Raw genomic sequence first — 18,614 nt, 5'->3', positions numbered from 1 at the left:
ATTCCAATTTTTGGAGTTTGAATTGGGTGGAGGTTGATTCATGAGTTTTTCCATTATTAGAGGCAGTAACGATAAACCTGTGTCCAGCGAAAAGTTGGTTGAAATTTTCTCTTCTCAGACCGGTTTGTTCGGGCAGTTGTTTATTGGATATCCGATTATCAACACGCCCGAAGGGACACACCCGATAGATGCTCTCCTAATATCTGCCGACAAGGGAATTGTCGTCTTCGATCTGATTGAAGGAACTGATATAGGCAATTACGGAATGCGGCAGGATGACTCGGCCAACAAGCTTGATGCTCGGCTCAGGACTCATAGCGAACTGATGAGACGTAGAGAACTTCTCATACCGATTCATCCAATCTCATTTGTGCCTTGGGAAGATAATCTAGGGGCATATGTTGAACCTGGTTACCCACTTGTAAATACCAAGTCGCTCATGCAAAAATTGGAAGCGTTCACTTGGGGAGAGAGAAATGAGGAAGTATATAAAAGAGCATTGTCCGCAATGGAGAGTATTTCCACGATTCGCCAAAGTAGAACGAGCCGGACGATTAACAGAGAAAATTCCCGGGGTGCTAAACTGAAGCGTCTGGAAGATTCAATCGCCACGCTGGACCATATGCAAAGCAGGGCAGTTATTGAAACAGTTGAAGGAGTACAACGCATTCGCGGTTTGGCAGGCTCCGGAAAAACCATCGTCCTTGCATTGAAGGCGGCGTACCTTCATGCACTGCATCCCGATTGGCGTATCGCCATTACTTTTAACACGCGCTCGCTCAAAGGGCAGTTCCGCCGCCTAATCTACAATTTTTCTCTTGAACAGACGAGAAAAGAGCCAGACTGGGAAAACATGCGTATTTTGAACGGGTGGGGAGCTCCGGGAGGCGTTGATCGGGACGGTATTTACTACGAATTTTGTCGTGTGCATAATGTGGAATATTTCGACTTTGGAGCAGCGAGAAGACGTTTTACGCGTGGAAAAGAGTTTTCCGGAGTTTGCGAACATGCACTTATTCAAGCCAAGGATGTCGAGCAAATTTACGATGCGATTCTCGTAGATGAGGCACAGGATTTTCCGCCAGCTTTCCTCAAGCTGTGCTATAGATTACTGAAAGACCCTAAAAGGTTAGTTTACGCCTATGACGAGTTGCAAAACCTTTCGGAAGAATCTCTACCCTCACCGGAGGAGATTTTCGGGGAGAGCGCCGACGGTTCTCCTAAAGTACGATTTGATGATGCAAGTAGGCGCGATCTAATTTTAAAAAAATGCTACCGCAATTCGCGACCTGTTCTCTTAACAGCCCACGCGCTCGGTTTTGGAATATATCGAGAGCCACAACATCCAAGTAAAATGGGCCTAGTACAGATGTTTGATCATCCACAGCTATGGGAGGAGATTGGCTATCGGTTAAGAAGTGGAGTATTGAAAGAAGGTGTCTCTGCAAGGCTCTACAGGTCTCAGGATGAGAGTCCGAAATTTCTGGAAGATCATTCGCCCATTGGTGATTTGGTGCAGTTCATTCATTTTAATTCTGAGAGGGAACAAGCCGACTATCTGACAACGGCGATTAAGGAAAATCTGGAGAAAGATGAACTGCGACACAGCGACCTAATGGTCATAAATCCCAATCCTATCACAACTCGCGACAAAGTCGGTCCAATACGCGCTCGCTTGCTGGAGATGGGAATTCGTTGCCATCTTGCCGGAGTCGATACCGGTCCTGACATTTTTTTTCATCCGCATATAGATTCCGTGACATTCACTGGCGTACATCGCGCCAAAGGTAATGAGGCTGGAATGGTCTATATTATCAATGCTCAAGATTGTCAAGCGGCGGCATGGAATCTGGCGAGTGTCCGCAATCAGCTTTTTACAGCCATCACGAGAAGTAAAGCGTGGGTTCGTGTGCTCGGGATCGGTAGCCGGATGGAAGGACTGATAAAAGAGTACGAGAAGCTTAAGGAACAAAACTTCGAGTTGCAATTTATCTATCCGACCAGAGACCAGCGTGAGCAGTTGAGAATCGTTCATCGAGACATGACAACGAGAGAGCGTAAACGGCTGGAGAGCCGCGACAAGAGCGTTTTTGATTTGGTTGAAGACCTTAAAGCTGGCAGAGTTCGCAGAGAGGATCTAGATGAGAGCATGCTAACCGAGCTTAGACAGCTTTTGGGATAACCACCATGCCGGTTCCTCACCAAATCAGAGAACAAATCAATAAACTTGTAGGATATCTGGTAGAGGTCGGCCTTGCGGATGATCAAGCCTTCGCGTTCCAAAGATCAATGAGGAACAACCGTATACAGGTTACATTTGAAGGTTCTGAGCATGTGTCCATCGCATTGAGAAACCGCGCTTATGGCGAGAGTTATCAACATCTCGTGCAAGCGCGTGCGTACAATGTAAAAATGCTTGATGGTGCCTTGATCCAGATGATGTACGAATTTGCTGGCGAAAGCCTTCAACGCCATCGACTTGCATTTTTTCCTGCACCACACCTTGAAGAATTTCAGAACAACCCGGACATATACCTTGAAGATACGATCTATGCCGATATGGTCGCTAGGCACATCGTTCCCTTCCCTGTGCGTTTCGACTATAATGCGCGAAACAGCCGCGAGACGTTAGCACATCCCCTGTCTCACCTGACGCTTGGCCAATATAAAAACTGTCGAATCCCCGTGACGGCACCTGTGACTCCATTCTGGTTTATTGACTTCATTCTCCGTAACTTCTATCATCCTGAATGGGCTGAAAGGCTTCCCAATCGCGGCGACTCATTTGCCAAGTCAATACTTCCCTCTGAACAGGGTGTGGTTCACGTAGTCATTCCGTCCTGAGAAGTGAGAGGCAAGAGGAAATTTCAAATGCGCTTCATTGAAATAAGAGATCTGCGATCATCCGAGATTTGGGAGCAATTGGCTGATGAGCGGGAAATGGTGCTTACGGCTCAGGGAAAACCTATCGCCATTTTGTCATCTGTTTCCGATGCCGATTGGGAAGAAACGCTGGCGGCTTTCCGTCGTGTGCGTGCAACCCAAGCCGTCGATGAGCTTCAAAAGCAATCGGTTGAAAATGGTCTTGATAAGATGGATTTAGAAGAGGTAAACCGCGAAATCCAGGCTGTGCGAAAATCGACATATTATGATGTTATGGCATCTTGCTGAGACGATTTTGAGATAGGTTACTCGAAGGGAGTATAGATGAAGCGTGATATGGATTTTGTCAGGGACATTCTTCTTGGGATAGAGGAATTAGACGATGGTGTTGGGTGTAACTATACTGACTTGCGATTTTACTTCAAAAAAAAAGGGTTCAGCGATGATGATAAATTGTATGGTCATTGCGAAATAATGGCACAGAGCGACCTTATTGAATTCTCCACACGACGTGTTGCCGGAGGAAAATGGGTTCAGGAGCGACCTATCAAGTTGCTTTGGGAGGGGCATGATTTTTTGGATGCTGTCAGAGATCAGGGTGTGTGGGAGAAAGTAAAAAAAACAAGTAGCACGATAGGCAGTGCCACCTTTGAAATAATAAAAACAATTGCTATCGAAACAGCTAAAGGACATATCGGTTATTAGGTTAAGGGGGTCAAGTGGCTGTCAAAACAAGGCATGTAACGTCTGTTTCTTTAGGGGCGGTTTTCGTTGTATTTTTTTTGTCGTCTCAAGGAGTGTTTGCAGAGGTAGAGAAGAAACACACAGTGAGAAATACTTATTGGGGAATGACCCCTGATGAAGTCAAGAAGGTGGAGAAGTGGGAAGCTCGCGGGGGAAAAGGCGACTACCTTTCCTTTAAGGGAGAATTGAAAGAAGGTGTTGAAACTGGTTTGCAGTACGATTTTCACAATAATTTGCTTGTATCTTTATCTTATGAAATGCGTGGTGGTAAAGACCTATATCAGTTTTTTTATCAGGCTTTAGTGAAAAAATATGGTCGTCCCCACAAATCAAGGACGGAGTTAGATGTTTACAAAGACCAGATGCGGTTCCAAAGACTTGGAATTTATGACGTAAATCCTGATATTATTTATTCAGATTGGATAATTCACGACAAATCAACCAATTTGCGCCTGGTGTGTCATTATAGTGGCTTTGTCTATATTTTATACGAAGACAAAGCATACGCGAAACAAAAAGAACAATTGAAAAAGGATAAAGAGCGTGACGCTTCGTATAATGTCCAAAATGACCTTTAAGACAGAAATTCGTAATGTGTGCCGCAACAAAGATTCTGAGCTATGTTGAAGCGCGTTGTTCATCCCGGAGAGATTCTGCGAGACGAGTTGGCGGAATTAGAGGTGTCCCCATTGACGTTTGCACGCCAGATTGATGTGCTGCCAGATCGCATTGGTCAGATTATTGAGGGCAGGTGTTCTGTAGATAGCGATATTGCTTTGCGATTCGGGCACTGGTTCGGTGTTGATCCTTTATTCTGGGTGAATCTTCAGATGCAGTTTGATGTGCAGCGGTTAGCGATCAGTAGTTAGCAAAACAAGCAGTCAGCGACTCAAAACCTTCTGGATCGCGGCTCAACATCGTGCCGCGATGACGGCAACAGAACAATGTCAGTAATGACTGTTGGCACTCATCCATGCCCCTGCCTGTTTTAAGCAAGGGTGTCTAAGAAGGGTGGAGAGCTTTTAACTTTTTAATTCACATTGCCATGAAAACAGCCATTACCCAATTTCTTACTCATCTATCGCGACAGAGGCGATTGTCCGATCATACGTGTGCGGCATATAACACGGATCTGGATCAATTCGCCGCTTTTTTGCAGGGGCGTCAGGTGGATCGCGTGGAACAGATTGATCGGAACGCAGTGCGGGATTTTTTGGGATTTTTGCATAGTAGGGGATTTGGTCGGCGGTCTGTTGCTCGAAAGCTGGCGGCGGTGCGAACGTTTTTGAGTTATTTGTGCAATGTGGGCGATTTGGATCGGAATCCAGCACTCGATGTGCGCCCGCCCAGGCAGGATAAGATATTGCCCGTTTATCTGGATGTTGACGAGGTTGCCCGCACGATGTCTCTGCCGTCGCCCAATACGGTGTTGGGATTACGCGATCGGGCGATATTGGAGTTGTTTTACAGCTCGGGGATTCGATTGCGCGAGCTTGCGGGGCTTAAAATTGAGGCTGTGGATCTGGCAGATAAACTGGTGCGGGTTGTGGGCAAGGGGAATAAAGAGCGATTGGTTCCTTTCGGTGAACCGGCTCGGGTCGCGCTGGTGGCTTATCTGATGCGGCGAGGGGAACTGATTTCTGAGCAGACGGTTGATCAACGGCATTTGTTTTTGGCGCGGTCTGGGCGTCCGCTGAGTCCGAGTGGTATTCAAGGTCGCGTTGCCCGGTATCTCAGCAAAGCGACTGGACGGGCTTTGTCTCCTCATGCATTGCGCCACGCCTATGCAACCCATCTTCTGGATGCGGGTGCAGATCTCAATGCGGTGAGAGAATTGCTCGGCCATGCGAGTCTTTCTACTACGCAGGTTTATACGCATGTGAGTGTTGAGAGATTAAAGAAAGCCTATAGACAAGCGCATCCACGGGCGTGAAGAAATACTGGTAATTGGGAATTAGGAATGAACACAGGACAGACAATAGATTACAGAAGGAGTGATCCCCATGCTCACAACAATTGAAGGAATGTATCGCGGTGGTAAAATTGAACTCTCGGAAACACCCCGCGATGTGTGTGAAGATACACCCGTTATTGTAACGTTTCTGCCAACACATTCTATTGATTTACAAAAACGAGGTATTGACAAAGCACAGGCAGCAGATTTGCGTGAACGCCTGGCGACTTTTGCCGAAGACTGGGAAAGCCCGGAAATGAGTATTTATGACAACTATGACGCAGCCAAATCCAATTAGACATGCCTGTGCTCGCGTCTCGCGTCTTATATCTTACTTTTTATCGGTGTTTATCGGTGTTTATCTGTGGTTGCATCTCACGTTTTACCTTTTTTTCTTTTTAATTTTCTTTGCCTGTGCGCGGCAGATGCCTCCGCCGGGAGGACCGCTCGATAAAACGCCGCCGAGGGTGATCGATACAGTGCCCGCAGATGATTCTGTGCGAGTCGGGTTGGATACGCCGATTCGCATTCGCTTTTCTGAGGCGATGGATCGCAGGTCGGTCGAGCGGGCATTATTTATTTCGCCACAGGGGGCTGAGGAATTCGATTTCAAGTGGCGTGGGGATGTGCTGGAAGTTCGATTGCCCGATGGATTGCAAGCCGACCGAACATATCTGGTTACGGTGGGGCAGGAGAGCGCGGATGAGTGGCGCAACCGCATGCGGGCTTCTTATAGTTTTGGATTTGCGACGGGGGATCGCTTAAATCGCGGGGAACTCAATGGACGGGTGTTGAAGTCTAAAGAGGAGAGGGGACAGGTTTTTGTTTGGGCTTATGATCTGTCTGTGGTGACGGCACCCGATCCGGGAAGCGATCGCCCCACTTATGTGACGCAGCCCGATGAAACGGGCCATTTTGTATTGCCGCGTTTGGGTTCTGGGAATTATCGGATATTTGCTTTTGACGATCAGAATAATGATCGCGCGTATTCATCTGGCGATTTGTTGGCACTTCCGCCAGGCGATGTGGCGCTTTTCGATGAGGGGCGCGTTCGCCTGGGTGATCTCAAACTCGCGGTGCGCGATACGTCAGCACCCGCGCTCGTTGCTGCCCGCACTCCCGATCAACAGCATGTTTTGATGCGTTTTGATGAACCTGTGCGCGTTTTGGGCGTTGAAATATCTGGGCTATCGGTGTTGGAGATATATCAAGATCCCGTTGACTCGAGCGGGGTGGGGTTGATTACTGAACTGCAAACGCAGGGCGTGGAATACACTGCTCGGGTTGATGTCGTAGATCGGTGGGGGAATCGCGATACCACAGATGTAATGGTGCGAGGCGATGGTACGCGCGATCGACGCGCGCCAGAGGTGCTGGCACGCGCGCCATCGGAGAATGCCGAGAATGTTTTGCCAACGGCTGTGATTCGCATGTTATTTTCCGATGCGATGCGTGTAGATGGTGTGTCCGACTTCTGGATAGCGTCGGATTCGACGGTTGTTCCGCAGGGGCATTTTGAATGGGTTGCGTCCAATCATCTCGTGTTTTTACCGGATAGTCTTTGGACGAGTGGCGAGACGTTTCGACTTATTGGAAATCGCGAGAGGCTATTGGATATTGGGGGCAATGTTCTTTCTGAACCGATTTCGTTTGTTTTTTCTGTGATGGACACCGCGGCTCTGGGGCGCGTTTCCGGGACGACGTCTTCTTCTAATGTTGTGGTATGGGTGGAGGGGTTGACGCATGATTTTTTCCGGGAACAGGTTTTGCGGGATACGACGTTTAGTTTGACGAATTTGCTTCCGGGGACGTATCGTATTTCTGGATTTTTAGATCGCGATCGCAATGGTCAGTGGATGTCTGGCCAGGTTCATCCGTTTTTGCCTGCAGAGCCTTTGATCGCGCGGGCTGATACGGTGGAGGTACGGGCGCGATGGGAGACGGAGGTCGAGAAGTTGGAATCCAAAATCTGGTGGATGTTGCCGACCAGTGAGGAGAGTCCGTGATGTTCTTTTCGAAATCTCGAGATCAGTTGCATCAAGTGGGTATTGTGATTGGGCTGTTGGTGATGCTGTGCGTGGTGTTGTTTTATCAGTTTACATATCGCACGCCCGAAGACGCAGAACGAGAACGCGCTCGCATTATGTTGCAACGCATTGCGGCTCTACAACACGCATATCTCGCCGAATATGGCACTTATTTGCCTGTTGATGAAAAAAATAACGGTGGTGTTTTACAACTCAATAATGCGCCCGGACGGTTTCGCTATCGGGTGATTGTTTCGGAGGATGGTTTCAAGGCGTATGCAGAAGCGGATTTTGATCGAGATGGCAACGCTGAGGTGTGGATGGTGGATGCGACGGGATCGGAACCGGTACTTAAACATGAGGATTGATATTGTGAAAAAAATATGTGTTGTCGGCCTTCTGCTCGCTCTGTGGGTTGGTGCGGAAGGGTATGTGATTTTAACAGAACAAAATTCGCGTGGGCGTATTGTGACGCTTCGCTGGTCGCCTTCTCGGGCCGGGGCTGGTATTCCCTTTGTGGTCAATGCCGGGAGTTTTCCCTTTCCCGAGACTGAGGTGGTGCGGATCGCACAGCAGGGGTTTAACGACTGGGGTGCGGTGCCATCGGCATTTATTACGTTTGAATATGAAGGGACAGCACAGCTTGAAGCGTCGGGTAATGACAATCGCAATGTGATCATTTACGATGCGACGGGAGAGATTATAGGCGCACCCGAGGGTACGGGGGTCATTGCAGTTGCACGGGTTATCAATAACGACGACGGTCTTATTACGGATACGGATATTATTTTTAATGGGCGGGATCATCAGTTTTCGATTGAGGAGAATACTACGCCTGAGAATATGACAGATCTTCAAGCTGTGATGACGCATGAAATCGGTCATTTGTTGGGGCTGGATCACAGCCCCTGGGTGGGTGAACCCGAATTGCGCGCGACAATGTTTCCCTATACTTCGGGTTCGGCACCGCGCGCGGAGCGTTCTCTGGAAGTCGATGACCGCGCCGGGATAACGGCGATATACCCTGTGGAAGGACTAACCGGTGGTGTGCGTGGGCAGGTCTTGAGTGCAGATGGGCCCGCATTTGGCGTGCATGTGGTGGCTTATCAGGCGGGAACAGATGTGTTTGTCGCGAGTGTTCTGTCGGGGACGGCCGGTGAGCAAAAGGGGCCCAATGGCGATGGTCGTTATGAAATTCTCGGGTTGCCCCCGGGCGATTATCACATTGCGATTGAGCAACACCATGGCGCAATTTCTGCTGATAATTTTGGCGGTATTTTTCAGACGTTATATGAGGAAAGATTAGACAGAGAGTATTACAAGAATGCGTTTGTGCAGGATAATGCCCAGATCATACGCGTTGAGATTGACCGCGTTATAGAAAATGTCGATTTTGCGATTGGGCCTTCTGCGCCGGGCGCACCCTTTATTCGGGAGACTATTTTTCCAGCCAATACGCCCGATCCCAATGGTCCTTATCGCTTTTCGGCAAGGGTGACCGATAATACAGGGGTGGCGACTGTGGAGCTGCGTTATCGGATCAATGGTGGGGGCGAGCAGGTGCTGCCAATGATCCCTACGGGTAATGATATTTTTGCCGCTGAACTCGACGGACAAAGTGTGGGGTCGAGGGTTGAATATCGGGTGATTGCGCGCGATGACGATGGCAATGAGACGCCTTCGCCAGCATCTGATTTGCCCAGGCTGCAATTCGATGTGATATCATTGTCTGGATCGCCTGTACTTTTTGTTGCATTGCGAGATGCCGATGTGGTGGCTGTTATCGATATGGGTACGGGTGAAGAGGTGGCGCACATTCCCACTGGCGTGGTGCCTTTGAGCGTTTTGATGACGCCGGATCAGCGCTATTTGTTTGTCGCCAATACGGGGGGATCTGTCGGTACATCTGAGAATCGGGTCACGGTTATCGAGACCGCTACGCATCAGGTGGCGGCGAATATTGAGGTTGATACTGCGCCTTTGGATCTCGCTTTGAGCGCGGATGGGCAGTTGCTCTATGTCACCAATTCAGAGTCCAGGAGTATTTCGGTTATAGATGTGGCGAGTTTGACTGTGCGTTCTCGCATTCGGGTGCCGATTGGCGGAGATCGCGGTCCTTATGGCGTGGCGATTCACCCGGATGGGAAGCGGCTTTATGTTACAGATATCAATGGCAATCAGGTATTGGTTATCGATACCGCACGCAGGGCGACTATTGGTCGCATTGATGTGATTGAGGAACCCCGATCACTGGTTATATCTGCGGATGGGAAGCGGTTGTATGTGTCGGGTGGGGACTTTGGTGACGATGGCGGTGGTGGTGTTGCAGTGATTGATACCGATGCGGAGTCTGTGGTGACAACGATTCGTATGGATGGTGGGATATTTCGCCTCGCTTTATCGCCAGATGGTTCCCGGTTGTATGCGACAGACCGCTTGAATGCCCAATTAATCGTCGTCGATGTGGCGCAAAATCGCATTGTGAATACTGTAAAGGTTTTGCCCGAAGGTGAAGAGACGCGCTCTTTGTTTGTGTCGCGCGATGGGTCGCAGGTGTATGTGGCGAACCAGAATTCGAATGAGTTGGTTATTTTTGATGCGGAGTCGTTTCAGATTTTGAGAACGCTGAGTTTTGAGAATATGCCGCGCGGTATGGCGTTGCGTTCTCAGCCAGCTGTGTTTCTGCCTTTGAAGGAGATAGCCGGTAAAGCGGATTTCGATGGCAGTGGCAAGATCGACTTTGGCGATTTTCTCCTGTTTGTCGCCGCTTTTAGTGCTGAGAGTCCCGATGCGCGTTTTGATTTAAATGGGGATGGTCAGGTCAATTTCGGCGATTTTATTTTGTTTACCAGTGTTTTCGGAAGAACAGCGTGATATGCGATAATTTCCCGAAAAAAAGCTCTGGATTTCCAGAGCTTTTTTTCTTTGTACTCTTAAATTGTGGTGTATATTGCAATGGCGTGAGATTTTTTTAGCTTTTTTACAAGGAGGATAGGATGACATTCGGACAAGGTGATTATGTCTATAAGGTGCAGGAAAATTGGTGGTCACTACCCGAAGGCTGGTCGTTTGGATGGGTACCGGCGGTGGCCGTCGATTCGCAGGATCGCGTTTATGTGTACAGTCGCAGCGAGCACCCGATGGTGGTTTTTGATCGCGAGGGCAATTTTTTGTCTTCGTGGGGCGAAGATGTGTTAAAAGATGCGCATGGCATTTATATCGATGCGGAGGATCACGTCTATTGCGTGGAGCGCAACACGCATTGTTTGCGGAAGTTTAGTTGTGATGGCGAGTTGTTGATGACGGTGGGGACGCCGGATCGGGAAGGCGATGAGGGCGAGCCGTTTCGGTTGCCGACCGATGTGGCGTTTGATTCTCAGGGGTTTATGTACGTGTCCGATGGGTATGGCAATGCGAGAATGCATAAGTTTACTCCCGATGGCGAGTTGATCAAGTCCTGGGGGGAACCGGGTACTGGTCCGGGGCAATTTGATCTGGTGCATTCTGTGCGGGTCGATAAAGATGACCGTTTGTGGGTGGCAGATCGGAGCAATAATCGCATTCAATTTTTCGATACTGAGGGCAATTTTCAGGGCGAGTGGACGGGTTTGCACCAGCCCGATACGGTTTATATTGATGACGAGGTTGTTTATATCGCGGAGTTGGATCAGCGGGTGAGTATCTGGACGGTTGATGGCGAGAAATTGTCCGAGTGGGGGCGCGGGGTTGAAAGCGATATTCCGGGTGAGTTCAAGAAGTGCCCACACGGTATCTGGCTGGATTCACACGGCGATTTGTACGTGGGGGAAGTGCAGACAGATGGCCGGTTGCAAAAGTTTATCCGGCAAAGGTAAGACGGTAATGATTGAGGGTATTGTTACTTATGGTCGGATGATTAAATTCGGCCACAGTATTTTTGCCTTGCCATTCGCGCTTTCGGGCGCGGCATTGGCGGCGGCTGGATACGGGATTTCGTCCGAACAGGTGTTCTGGATTGTGGTGGCGATGGTGGGTGCGAGAAGTGCTGCCATGGGTTTTAATCGGCTCGTGGATCGGAAGATGGATGCGGCCAATCCGCGCACGGCCAATCGCGAGTTGCCGCGGGGGGTTATTTCTGCGGGTGCTGTGAAGGTGTTTGTGTGCGTTTTTTCTGCGTTGCTCGTTTTTGCGGCTTATAAGTTAAATCCACTGTGTTTGATGCTGTCACCCGTGGCATTGGGCATTGTGTTTTTTTATTCTTATACAAAGCGTTTTACGTGGACGACGCAGCTTTTTCTCGGTTTGGCGTTGGCTCTTGCGCCAGTGGGAGCGTGGATTGCGGTGACGGGACAATTGGATGCAAAGATTTTACTGCTCGGTGGTGCGGTGTTGATGTGGGTCGCGGGGTTTGACGTGATTTATGCCTGTCAGGATGCCGAGTTTGATCAACGGTTTGGTGTGTATTCGATTCCGCAGAAATTTGGGATTGGTCCCGCGTTGTGGATTGCGCGAATATTTCATGTGATTGCTTTTGGTTTGATGGTGTGCGTGGGGCAGGTGTTTGAACTGGGGATGTTTTATGTGGTTGGCGTGGCGTGCGTGGGCGGTTTGCTGATTTACGAGCATTATCTGGTGAGACACCGGGATTTGTCAAAAGCGGGCATGGCGTCTTTGACGATGAATGGTGTGGTTAGTGTGGTGTATTTTGCGGGAACGCTGGTCGATTTGTTGTTGTAATCATTCCGCTGTATCTGGGATTCTGTTTGCTATGAAACGAATTACGGTTGCAATTACCGGGGCAAGTGGGGCCATATATGCGCTGCGCACATTGCGCGCATTGCTGATGCGCGAGGTTGCGGTAGATGTGGTGATATCCGAATTTGGCTGGATGCTGCTGCGAGACGAGGCGGGGTTTGAGGGAAAACAGCAAAATTTTGGCGGGTTCATTCGGGAACTTTACGGTGTTTCGGTGGATAATATGGCACTGCATCCACTTAAGAATCTCGCTGCAACGCTGGCAAGTGGTTCGGCGCAATCAGATGGCATGGTAGTGGTGCCGTGTTCGATGAAAACACTGGCGAGTATAGCACATGGGTTATCGCGTAATTTGATTGAGCGCGCCGCTGATGTCGCGTTGAAAGAGCGCCGGACGCTCATCGTTGTGCCGCGGGAGACGCCGATGAATTTGATTCAATTGCGCAATATGGTGGCGGTGGCCGAAGCGGGTGCTGTTGTGGTGCCGGCGATGCCAGCATTTTATCAAAAACCGGAGACGTTTGATGATTTGGCGGATTTCGTGGTTGGCCGAATTTTGAGTTTATTGGGCATTGAGCACGATTTGTATCCGGCATGGGAAGGGGGCTAAAAGCCTACTGCTGATTGCTGGTAGGTTTTTTCCGTGAAGTGTGCCCAGCCTTTCCAGCGATCAATACCCGTCAGGCGCAGGTCAATTTCGTCGCCGACTTCTACGGGATAACCCGGATAGATGACTGTTTTGAAGGGGTGGCCGAGGAGTTCGACGAGGACGCCGCGCATTTTGAGGTGGAGAACTACGGCGCGAAATTCCCGGCCAATTTGATTTTCCCACTTTTGTAATATCAAATCGCGGGTACGGCGGTGAACCAGGTCGTCGATGAGGGCCAGCGTTTCCCACATGCGGTAGCGCAGGGTGTTGAGGTCGTCAACCGTGTAGAGGGATTGCTCGGTTTTAAGATAGTGATTGATCTGGCGTTGCATCACCAGGTCTGTGTATCGGGCGGTGGGTTGGGTGATGGGACAATAATGCGATATGCCATAGCCGTGATGTGTTTCTGGTGTTGTACTGAGGCCGGTGTTCGGGGTCTGGCGGTGAAGTTCGTGGTGGCGCACGATAGGGTGAGAGATTTGTACGATGGACTCGGTATTTTCAATGGGATCGCGTGTTTCGTAAATTGCGGGGATCCCTTTATTTTCGCACCACCGACCAACGGCTATGCCAGCGAGCAGAGATAATTCATCGGCAATGTGACGCGCGTGGTTGGGAGGTGATTGTTCTTCGAGGTCGTGAATGTCTGTTTGCCTTTTTTTGAGGAGGCGTGCGGATAATTGCGAGAAGAACCGTATGGCGCGATGCTGCGGGTGAGCAGGGTCGTTCAGTGCATGGTCGATGTTTTCAGGTGAAAGGTCCGCTTTGTTGATTGCGGCCGTTTGCGCGATGCAAAAATCTTTGATGCGGTTATTGCGATTCACGCGCCAGAAGATGCTGAGTGCTGGATGCGCTTTGTCGCTCTGAAATTGGCCCAGGTCGTGTGAAAAGCGCGTGGGTAGCATGGGAACGGGTTGATCGGGAAAGGGTATGTGCGCCATGCGCTCGGCAGCGTCGCGGTCGATGTGCGAATTTTTGGGGATGAGTGCGCCGATATCTGGAATGTGTACGCCAAACTCTGCGCCTCCAAAGAGCCTGCGGCGGTATGAGAGGGCAATGTTTGGGTGATCGGGCGGGTGTATTACAAAGACGGGTTGTTTTTTTCGGGTGCCACAAGTGGGCGCGAGTGTTTCTGCCTGGCGGATGGCGAGGTCTGAAAATGCAGTTGGAACTTCGGCGCGGAGCAAGTCGAGGTTTTGATCGCGTTTCCAGACCTTTTTTTTGATGAGTAATTCGACTGCGGATTTTTGGCGGTTTTTTTTGATTTTGCAAATTTCGGAGATCAATGCCTGAGCGTGAGTTGCGTGTTGGGATTCGCTGCCCCACAATGCGTATTGTCGAATCTGTTCCAGATAGGTTTGCTGGCGTGGAGTCAGCGTGTGTTCTGCAATGGATTCGTCGGGATTCGCCATGGCGTGGATAAATTCTTCGCGTTCTTCATCCCGATCTTTTCTAAGTTTGTCGCGTTGGTGGAGGACATGTACTTGACCAGCCGTATAGGGCGAATACGAGTTGGAAGATTGAGGCTGAAAATAAGGAGAGGCATGGTGCAGGTGAAGATAGAGGGCAATCCATTGTGTCGCATCGATTTCTGTGTTGTAGAAGAGGTCGGCGATTTCTGAAAGCGGAAGCGGGGTTGCAGATTCAACGGCGATTTCCCAGACGGCTTCAAGGTCTATTTCCCGGCTCAAAGCGCGGACGGCCGTTGCATAAGTTTTGAGTGGTACATCGCACGATGAGGTGCCGGTGAGATAAACGAGGTTGGTGTGGCGAAAGCGGAGGCGCCGACCATCTTCTGATAAAACTGTGATTTCGGAAATTTTGCGGGGCAAAACAGCCTGGCATGTTCCTATGAGCAGGCGTTTTCGAAAGCGAAACAGGATAATTTCATCCTGGACAGGTATGCCGGGTAACCTACCTTTTGTATGGGACGCATCCTGGGAAATCGGTATTCCATCTTCATCCAGACGGCCCGTGTAGCGCTCGTTGGGTTGGTTTTTGTGTTCATTTCGGATGATCAGACCGTAGATGCGTTTGACCAGACTGGCGTAGAAGTAGAGATAGCGATTGGAAATTGTGATTTCGGGTTTGGGTTTTTGCATGGGTTTGCCTCGTCTCTATTGCCCATGAGTAAAGCCCCGGTGTGTGACCGGGGCTTTTTATGTTTCAGACGATGCTGAGTGCTTAACGGTTTCGGTAGGCATTGACAAATTTCAGGAAATCGCCAAATCCAACGTTGCCATCGCCGTCTAAGTCGTATTTGGCTTCGTTGGTGCCGAAAGCCTGGGTAAATTCGAGAAAGTCGTTAAAGTCGAGTTTGCCGTCGGCATTAAAGTCAACTTTGGCGAGATCGAGGGGTGGCGGTCTGAGAATGGGGATGTGAGACGTATTGGATGAAAATATGCTTGAGACAACATCTTGTGATACGTCAAACCACTGGTTGAGCACCGAGGCATAGACATGGCGGAAATCGTGATCGTAGTAAAAGTCACCGCGCCTGTCAACCTGCCCAAAGTTGGGTTGCGGACCTGCAATGCCCGCCTGAACCGATGGGCCAAAGAAGAACATGGGCGCTGATGTGCCGTGATCGGTGCCTGCGCTGCCGTTTTCTTTTGTTCGACGACCAAATTCCGAAATGCTCATGCCGAGCACGCGGTCTTGTAACTGGTGTTGCCGCAGGTCCTGAACAAAAGACGTGACTGCTTCGTTGAGATATCTCATCAGGGTGTTGTGGCGGTTGAGCTGATTGGAGTGTGTGTCGTATCCGCCCTGTGAGACCAGATACACTTTGGATTTCAAGCCGCCTGCGATCAACCGCGCGACCAGACTGAGCTGGGTGGCGAGCGAATTCCCGGTGGGATATTCAACCCTGTTTGCGCCTTTATCTGCAGCATCTCTGACTTGTGAGGAATATTGCAGGGATTCAAAGTTGATGCGGCGGATAAAGTCGAGTTCATATCCTGCCGGTGTGGGGATTTTACCGTCTTCGATAATTTTGTTGCCCCGTTCCACGAGATTGACAAATTGCCTGGGGTTGCGCAGGGCAATGCCCATGGCACCGTTTTTGCCCAATAAGGCGAGGGAAAGCACGGGACCGATGTCAACGGCAAGAGGATGTTCTGGCAGGGTGTCTGGGAAGCCCGGAGTCTGGGATTCAAAATAGCGCCCCAGCCAACCGTTGTTCAAAAATTCATTGGAATTCGATGCGGTCAACCAGATGTCGGTTGAGCGGAAGTGCGACCGGTTGGGATTGGGATAGCCCACCCCCTGCATGATCATCATTTGACCTTCGTCATAGAGTTCTTTGAATCCGGTGAGTTGGGGATGCAGACCCTGTGTTGGGGTGAGTCTGAGGGCTTCTTGTTTTGTGATGTGGATTTTGGGACGCGCCTGATAATAGGCATCGTTTTCAAAATTGACCAGGGTGTTGAGGCCGTCGTTACCGCCATTGAGGCGAATGATGACGAGCACGCGGTCGGTCTCGCTGAGGGCTGATGCGGCCAGTGGACCAACAGCTTCGGCGCGCCCATAAGCCCGCGTCATAAAACCGCCGAGTGCAAACCCGGCACCACCTCGGGTCGCATTTTTCATAAAGTCGCGTCTGTTCATAACGAGCTCCTTCTGGAGGCTAACAGGCAGGCCTCAAGTCTAATTCAGTTGATAGTCGGGCAATTCAAAGATGAGTTTGAGAATATTCTTGATGCGTCGGGGGGCTGCAATCGCGTCGGGATTCCAGTCATAGACATCAGCGCCTTCGAGCAGCGTTTCCAAAAACATTCCGTGGCGATATTCGTCAACTGGAAAGGCAGTCAGACATTCTCCCATGTCGCGAACGAGTTTTTCCGCGTCGTAGGGTTCGGGAAATGCCTTGACGAATCCCACAGTATCCGGGTTGATGATGGTGTAACGGTTGGGATTGCGCGGTTTGGCATCGACCATTTCGTCGGTCATTTTGTGGCGTTCGGGCAGTGTTGACGTGCTGATCCATAACCGATATCCCGGCCATCCGGCCACATTGGGGGGATCGAGCAGTTTTTGACCGAGTACCTGAGCGAGGTAAACGAGGTACTCGGAACTGATGCTCCTGCCTTTGCCAGCTTTGAAACCGAGACTGCGCGCTGTGCCGGCGACGAGTTCGACGGGGCTTTTGATTTTGGAGCCGATGATGGCTGGATCGAAGAAGTGCTGGCTTAAGAGCAATGTCTTCAAAACCGGTTTGATTTCGTAGTTGTTGTCGCGCATGATTTGCGCGAGTTCCGACACGACGTTTTTGTCTGGATGTTCATAGACAAATTCGCGATAGAGTTTGCCGCATATAAATTCAGCTGTGATTTCTTGCTGGAAGATGATGTCGATAATGTCTTGCTCATTGAAGTTACCGGTTTGCCCCAGGAATGTCTTCTGGCCTTTGTCGAATCGGTTCTCTCTAAAAGTGGGTTGCCTGCCCACGACTATCCAACCTGTGAGCGCGCGAGCCGCTTCTCCGATGTCTTGTTCAGTGTAGGTGCTGCCCTCGCCCATGGTGAACAATTCCATGAGTTCTCGGGCGTAATTTTCATTCGGCCTACCCACTCTGTTGGAGTTGCTGTCGAGGTAGTAGATCATGGCCGGATCGCGCGTGACGCCCTCGACGATTGTTTTGAAGTTGCCGACGGCGTGTTTGCGGAACAGGAAATTCTGGAGATACATCCACTGCGGGCGTCTGACATCTTTGGCCTGGGTGGCAAAGTGATCGTGCCAGAAGAGCACCATGCGCTCTTGAATTGAGAACTCCTGGTTGACGATGAGTTCCATCCACCAGACGCGGGTCTCGTCAACGCGCGCGCGCTCGATTTTGCGCTGATCTTGGTTGGGTTTTTGAAATGGATCCTGATAAACCCACTGAGCGGGTGGATTTGGTGGCAAAAAAGGCATTTCCAGAAGGCGATCTACAATGGCTTCTGGCGTGCTTTGCACGGCTTCTGCAATTTCTTTTGGCGTTGGGCCAATTAGGGTGCGCCGCAAGAGGTGTGCCGCCCGGTGCTCATCCCAGGGCTGTTCTGCCGAGGGGATATACGGTTCGAGTCCCGTGGATGCATACGCAAGTTTGGGCGCAACGGGAAAATGTTCGCGATTGGACACGGATGCTCCTCCTCTTGATGGAAATTTTCGGGATGCTGATTAAGCGCAGATATATATGGTCAATATGATAAATTTGCGCTATTAGGGCAAGTTAATATTTGTAAACAATTTGTAAATACTAAAGCTTCAGGGAGAATATTTTGTGAGCGAGTCGAGTAGAGCGCGTTGCGCTGCCAGATTTTTTTCCGATACCACGACAATGGTTTCCTGAATTTTGATACGGGCGTGTTCTATTTTTTCTGCCTGTTCTTCTGGAATGCCCAGGGCGATATTGCGATGAATTTCGCTTTTCAGGCTGTCGCGCAGGGTTTGCAGGCGGATGCGTTCTTCACGCAGCGTCTTTTGGGCTTGTGAGACCTTTGTCTTTTGACTTTCGAGAACGGGATTGGTTCCCGAACACGCAAAAATCAGGATAATGGCAAAAAATAAGAGAAAGCGAGGCATGAGAAGTATGAAGTGTGAAGTATGAAGTGTGAGGTTCATCTATCATAGTCCAATTAAA

Annotated in this window: 18 protein-coding genes; 14 read left to right on the top strand and 4 right to left on the bottom strand. The window is 50.0% G+C overall.

Features of this window, described 5'->3' with window-relative positions:
* Nucleotides 1-40 precede the first annotated feature (40 nt).
* The 14 genes from F4Y39_16080 (at nt 41) to F4Y39_16015 (ending at nt 12,952) form a co-directional block, all read left to right on the top strand.
* A complete protein-coding gene (locus F4Y39_16080) occupies nt 41-2,182 on the top strand; it encodes a helicase (GenBank protein MYC15242.1) in 2,142 nt (713 codons plus the stop codon).
* Nucleotides 2,183-2,187: 5 nt separating this feature from the next.
* A complete protein-coding gene (locus F4Y39_16075) occupies nt 2,188-2,844 on the top strand; it encodes a DUF2290 domain-containing protein (protein ID MYC15241.1) in 657 nt (218 codons plus the stop codon).
* Nucleotides 2,845-2,871: 27 nt separating this feature from the next.
* Nucleotides 2,872-3,171, top strand: coding sequence for a type II toxin-antitoxin system Phd/YefM family antitoxin (locus F4Y39_16070; GenBank protein MYC15240.1), 300 nt, complete (start codon nt 2,872-2,874; stop codon nt 3,169-3,171).
* A 36-nt stretch (nt 3,172-3,207) separates the two neighbouring features.
* Nucleotides 3,208-3,588 carry a DUF2513 domain-containing protein gene (locus F4Y39_16065; protein ID MYC15239.1) on the top strand — a complete coding sequence of 127 codons (381 nt, stop codon included), beginning with the start codon at nt 3,208-3,210 and terminating at the stop codon, nt 3,586-3,588.
* Nucleotides 3,589-3,602: 14 nt separating this feature from the next.
* On the top strand, nt 3,603-4,205 hold the full coding sequence (locus tag F4Y39_16060) for a hypothetical protein (GenBank protein ID MYC15238.1): 603 nt from the start codon (nt 3,603-3,605) through the stop codon (nt 4,203-4,205).
* Nucleotides 4,206-4,247: 42 nt separating this feature from the next.
* Nucleotides 4,248-4,496, top strand: coding sequence for a HigA family addiction module antidote protein (locus tag F4Y39_16055; GenBank protein MYC15237.1), 249 nt, complete (start codon nt 4,248-4,250; stop codon nt 4,494-4,496).
* Nucleotides 4,497-4,672: 176 nt separating this feature from the next.
* Complete coding sequence (locus F4Y39_16050) at nt 4,673-5,560, top strand: tyrosine recombinase XerC (protein ID MYC15236.1); 888 nt, start codon at nt 4,673-4,675, stop codon at nt 5,558-5,560.
* A gap of 70 nt (nt 5,561-5,630) precedes the next feature.
* Nucleotides 5,631-5,879, top strand: a complete 249-nt coding sequence (locus tag F4Y39_16045; protein ID MYC15235.1) for a hypothetical protein — start codon at nt 5,631-5,633, stop codon at nt 5,877-5,879.
* Complete coding sequence (locus F4Y39_16040; GenBank protein MYC15234.1) at nt 5,848-7,587, top strand: hypothetical protein; 1,740 nt, start codon at nt 5,848-5,850, stop codon at nt 7,585-7,587. Before F4Y39_16045 ends, F4Y39_16040 begins: the two co-directional genes overlap by 32 nt.
* Nucleotides 7,587-7,976 carry a hypothetical protein gene (locus F4Y39_16035; GenBank protein MYC15233.1) on the top strand — a complete coding sequence of 130 codons (390 nt, stop codon included), beginning with the start codon at nt 7,587-7,589 and terminating at the stop codon, nt 7,974-7,976. The genes F4Y39_16040 and F4Y39_16035 overlap by 1 nt, the downstream gene beginning before the upstream one ends.
* A complete protein-coding gene (locus F4Y39_16030; GenBank protein ID MYC15232.1) occupies nt 7,870-10,482 on the top strand; it encodes a beta-propeller fold lactonase family protein in 2,613 nt (870 codons plus the stop codon). Before F4Y39_16035 ends, F4Y39_16030 begins: the two co-directional genes overlap by 107 nt.
* Nucleotides 10,483-10,604: 122 nt before the next feature.
* Nucleotides 10,605-11,462, top strand: a complete 858-nt coding sequence (locus F4Y39_16025) for a hypothetical protein (protein ID MYC15231.1) — start codon at nt 10,605-10,607, stop codon at nt 11,460-11,462.
* A 7-nt stretch (nt 11,463-11,469) separates the two neighbouring features.
* On the top strand, nt 11,470-12,324 hold the full coding sequence (locus F4Y39_16020; GenBank protein ID MYC15230.1) for a 4-hydroxybenzoate octaprenyltransferase: 855 nt from the start codon (nt 11,470-11,472) through the stop codon (nt 12,322-12,324).
* 31 nt (nt 12,325-12,355) lie between these two features.
* A complete protein-coding gene (locus F4Y39_16015) occupies nt 12,356-12,952 on the top strand; it encodes a UbiX family flavin prenyltransferase (protein ID MYC15229.1) in 597 nt (198 codons plus the stop codon).
* Here F4Y39_16015 and F4Y39_16010 read toward each other — a convergent pair.
* The 4 genes from F4Y39_16010 to F4Y39_15995 form a co-directional block, all read right to left on the bottom strand.
* On the bottom strand, nt 12,949-15,093 hold the full coding sequence (locus F4Y39_16010) for an RNB domain-containing ribonuclease (protein ID MYC15228.1): 2,145 nt from the start codon (nt 15,091-15,093) through the stop codon (nt 12,949-12,951). The two genes, F4Y39_16015 and F4Y39_16010, sit on opposite strands and share 4 nt — an antisense overlap.
* A gap of 82 nt (nt 15,094-15,175) precedes the next feature.
* Nucleotides 15,176-16,600: a DUF1501 domain-containing protein gene (locus tag F4Y39_16005; GenBank protein MYC15227.1), complete on the bottom strand. Its 1,425-nt coding sequence runs from the start codon at nt 16,598-16,600 to the stop codon at nt 15,176-15,178.
* Nucleotides 16,601-16,639: 39 nt separating this feature from the next.
* Nucleotides 16,640-18,112 (bottom strand): DUF1800 domain-containing protein, encoded by a 1,473-nt coding sequence (locus F4Y39_16000; protein MYC15226.1) that lies wholly within the window; start codon nt 18,110-18,112, stop codon nt 16,640-16,642.
* Between the two features lie 126 nt (nt 18,113-18,238).
* On the bottom strand, nt 18,239-18,556 hold the full coding sequence (locus tag F4Y39_15995) for a hypothetical protein (GenBank protein ID MYC15225.1): 318 nt from the start codon (nt 18,554-18,556) through the stop codon (nt 18,239-18,241).
* Between the last annotated feature and the right edge of the window lie 58 nt (nt 18,557-18,614).

The organism is Gemmatimonadota bacterium, assembly GCA_009838845.1.
Classification (GTDB): domain Bacteria; phylum Latescibacterota; class UBA2968; order UBA2968; family UBA2968; genus VXRD01.
This window is presented reverse-complemented; position numbering and strand designations above follow the sequence as displayed.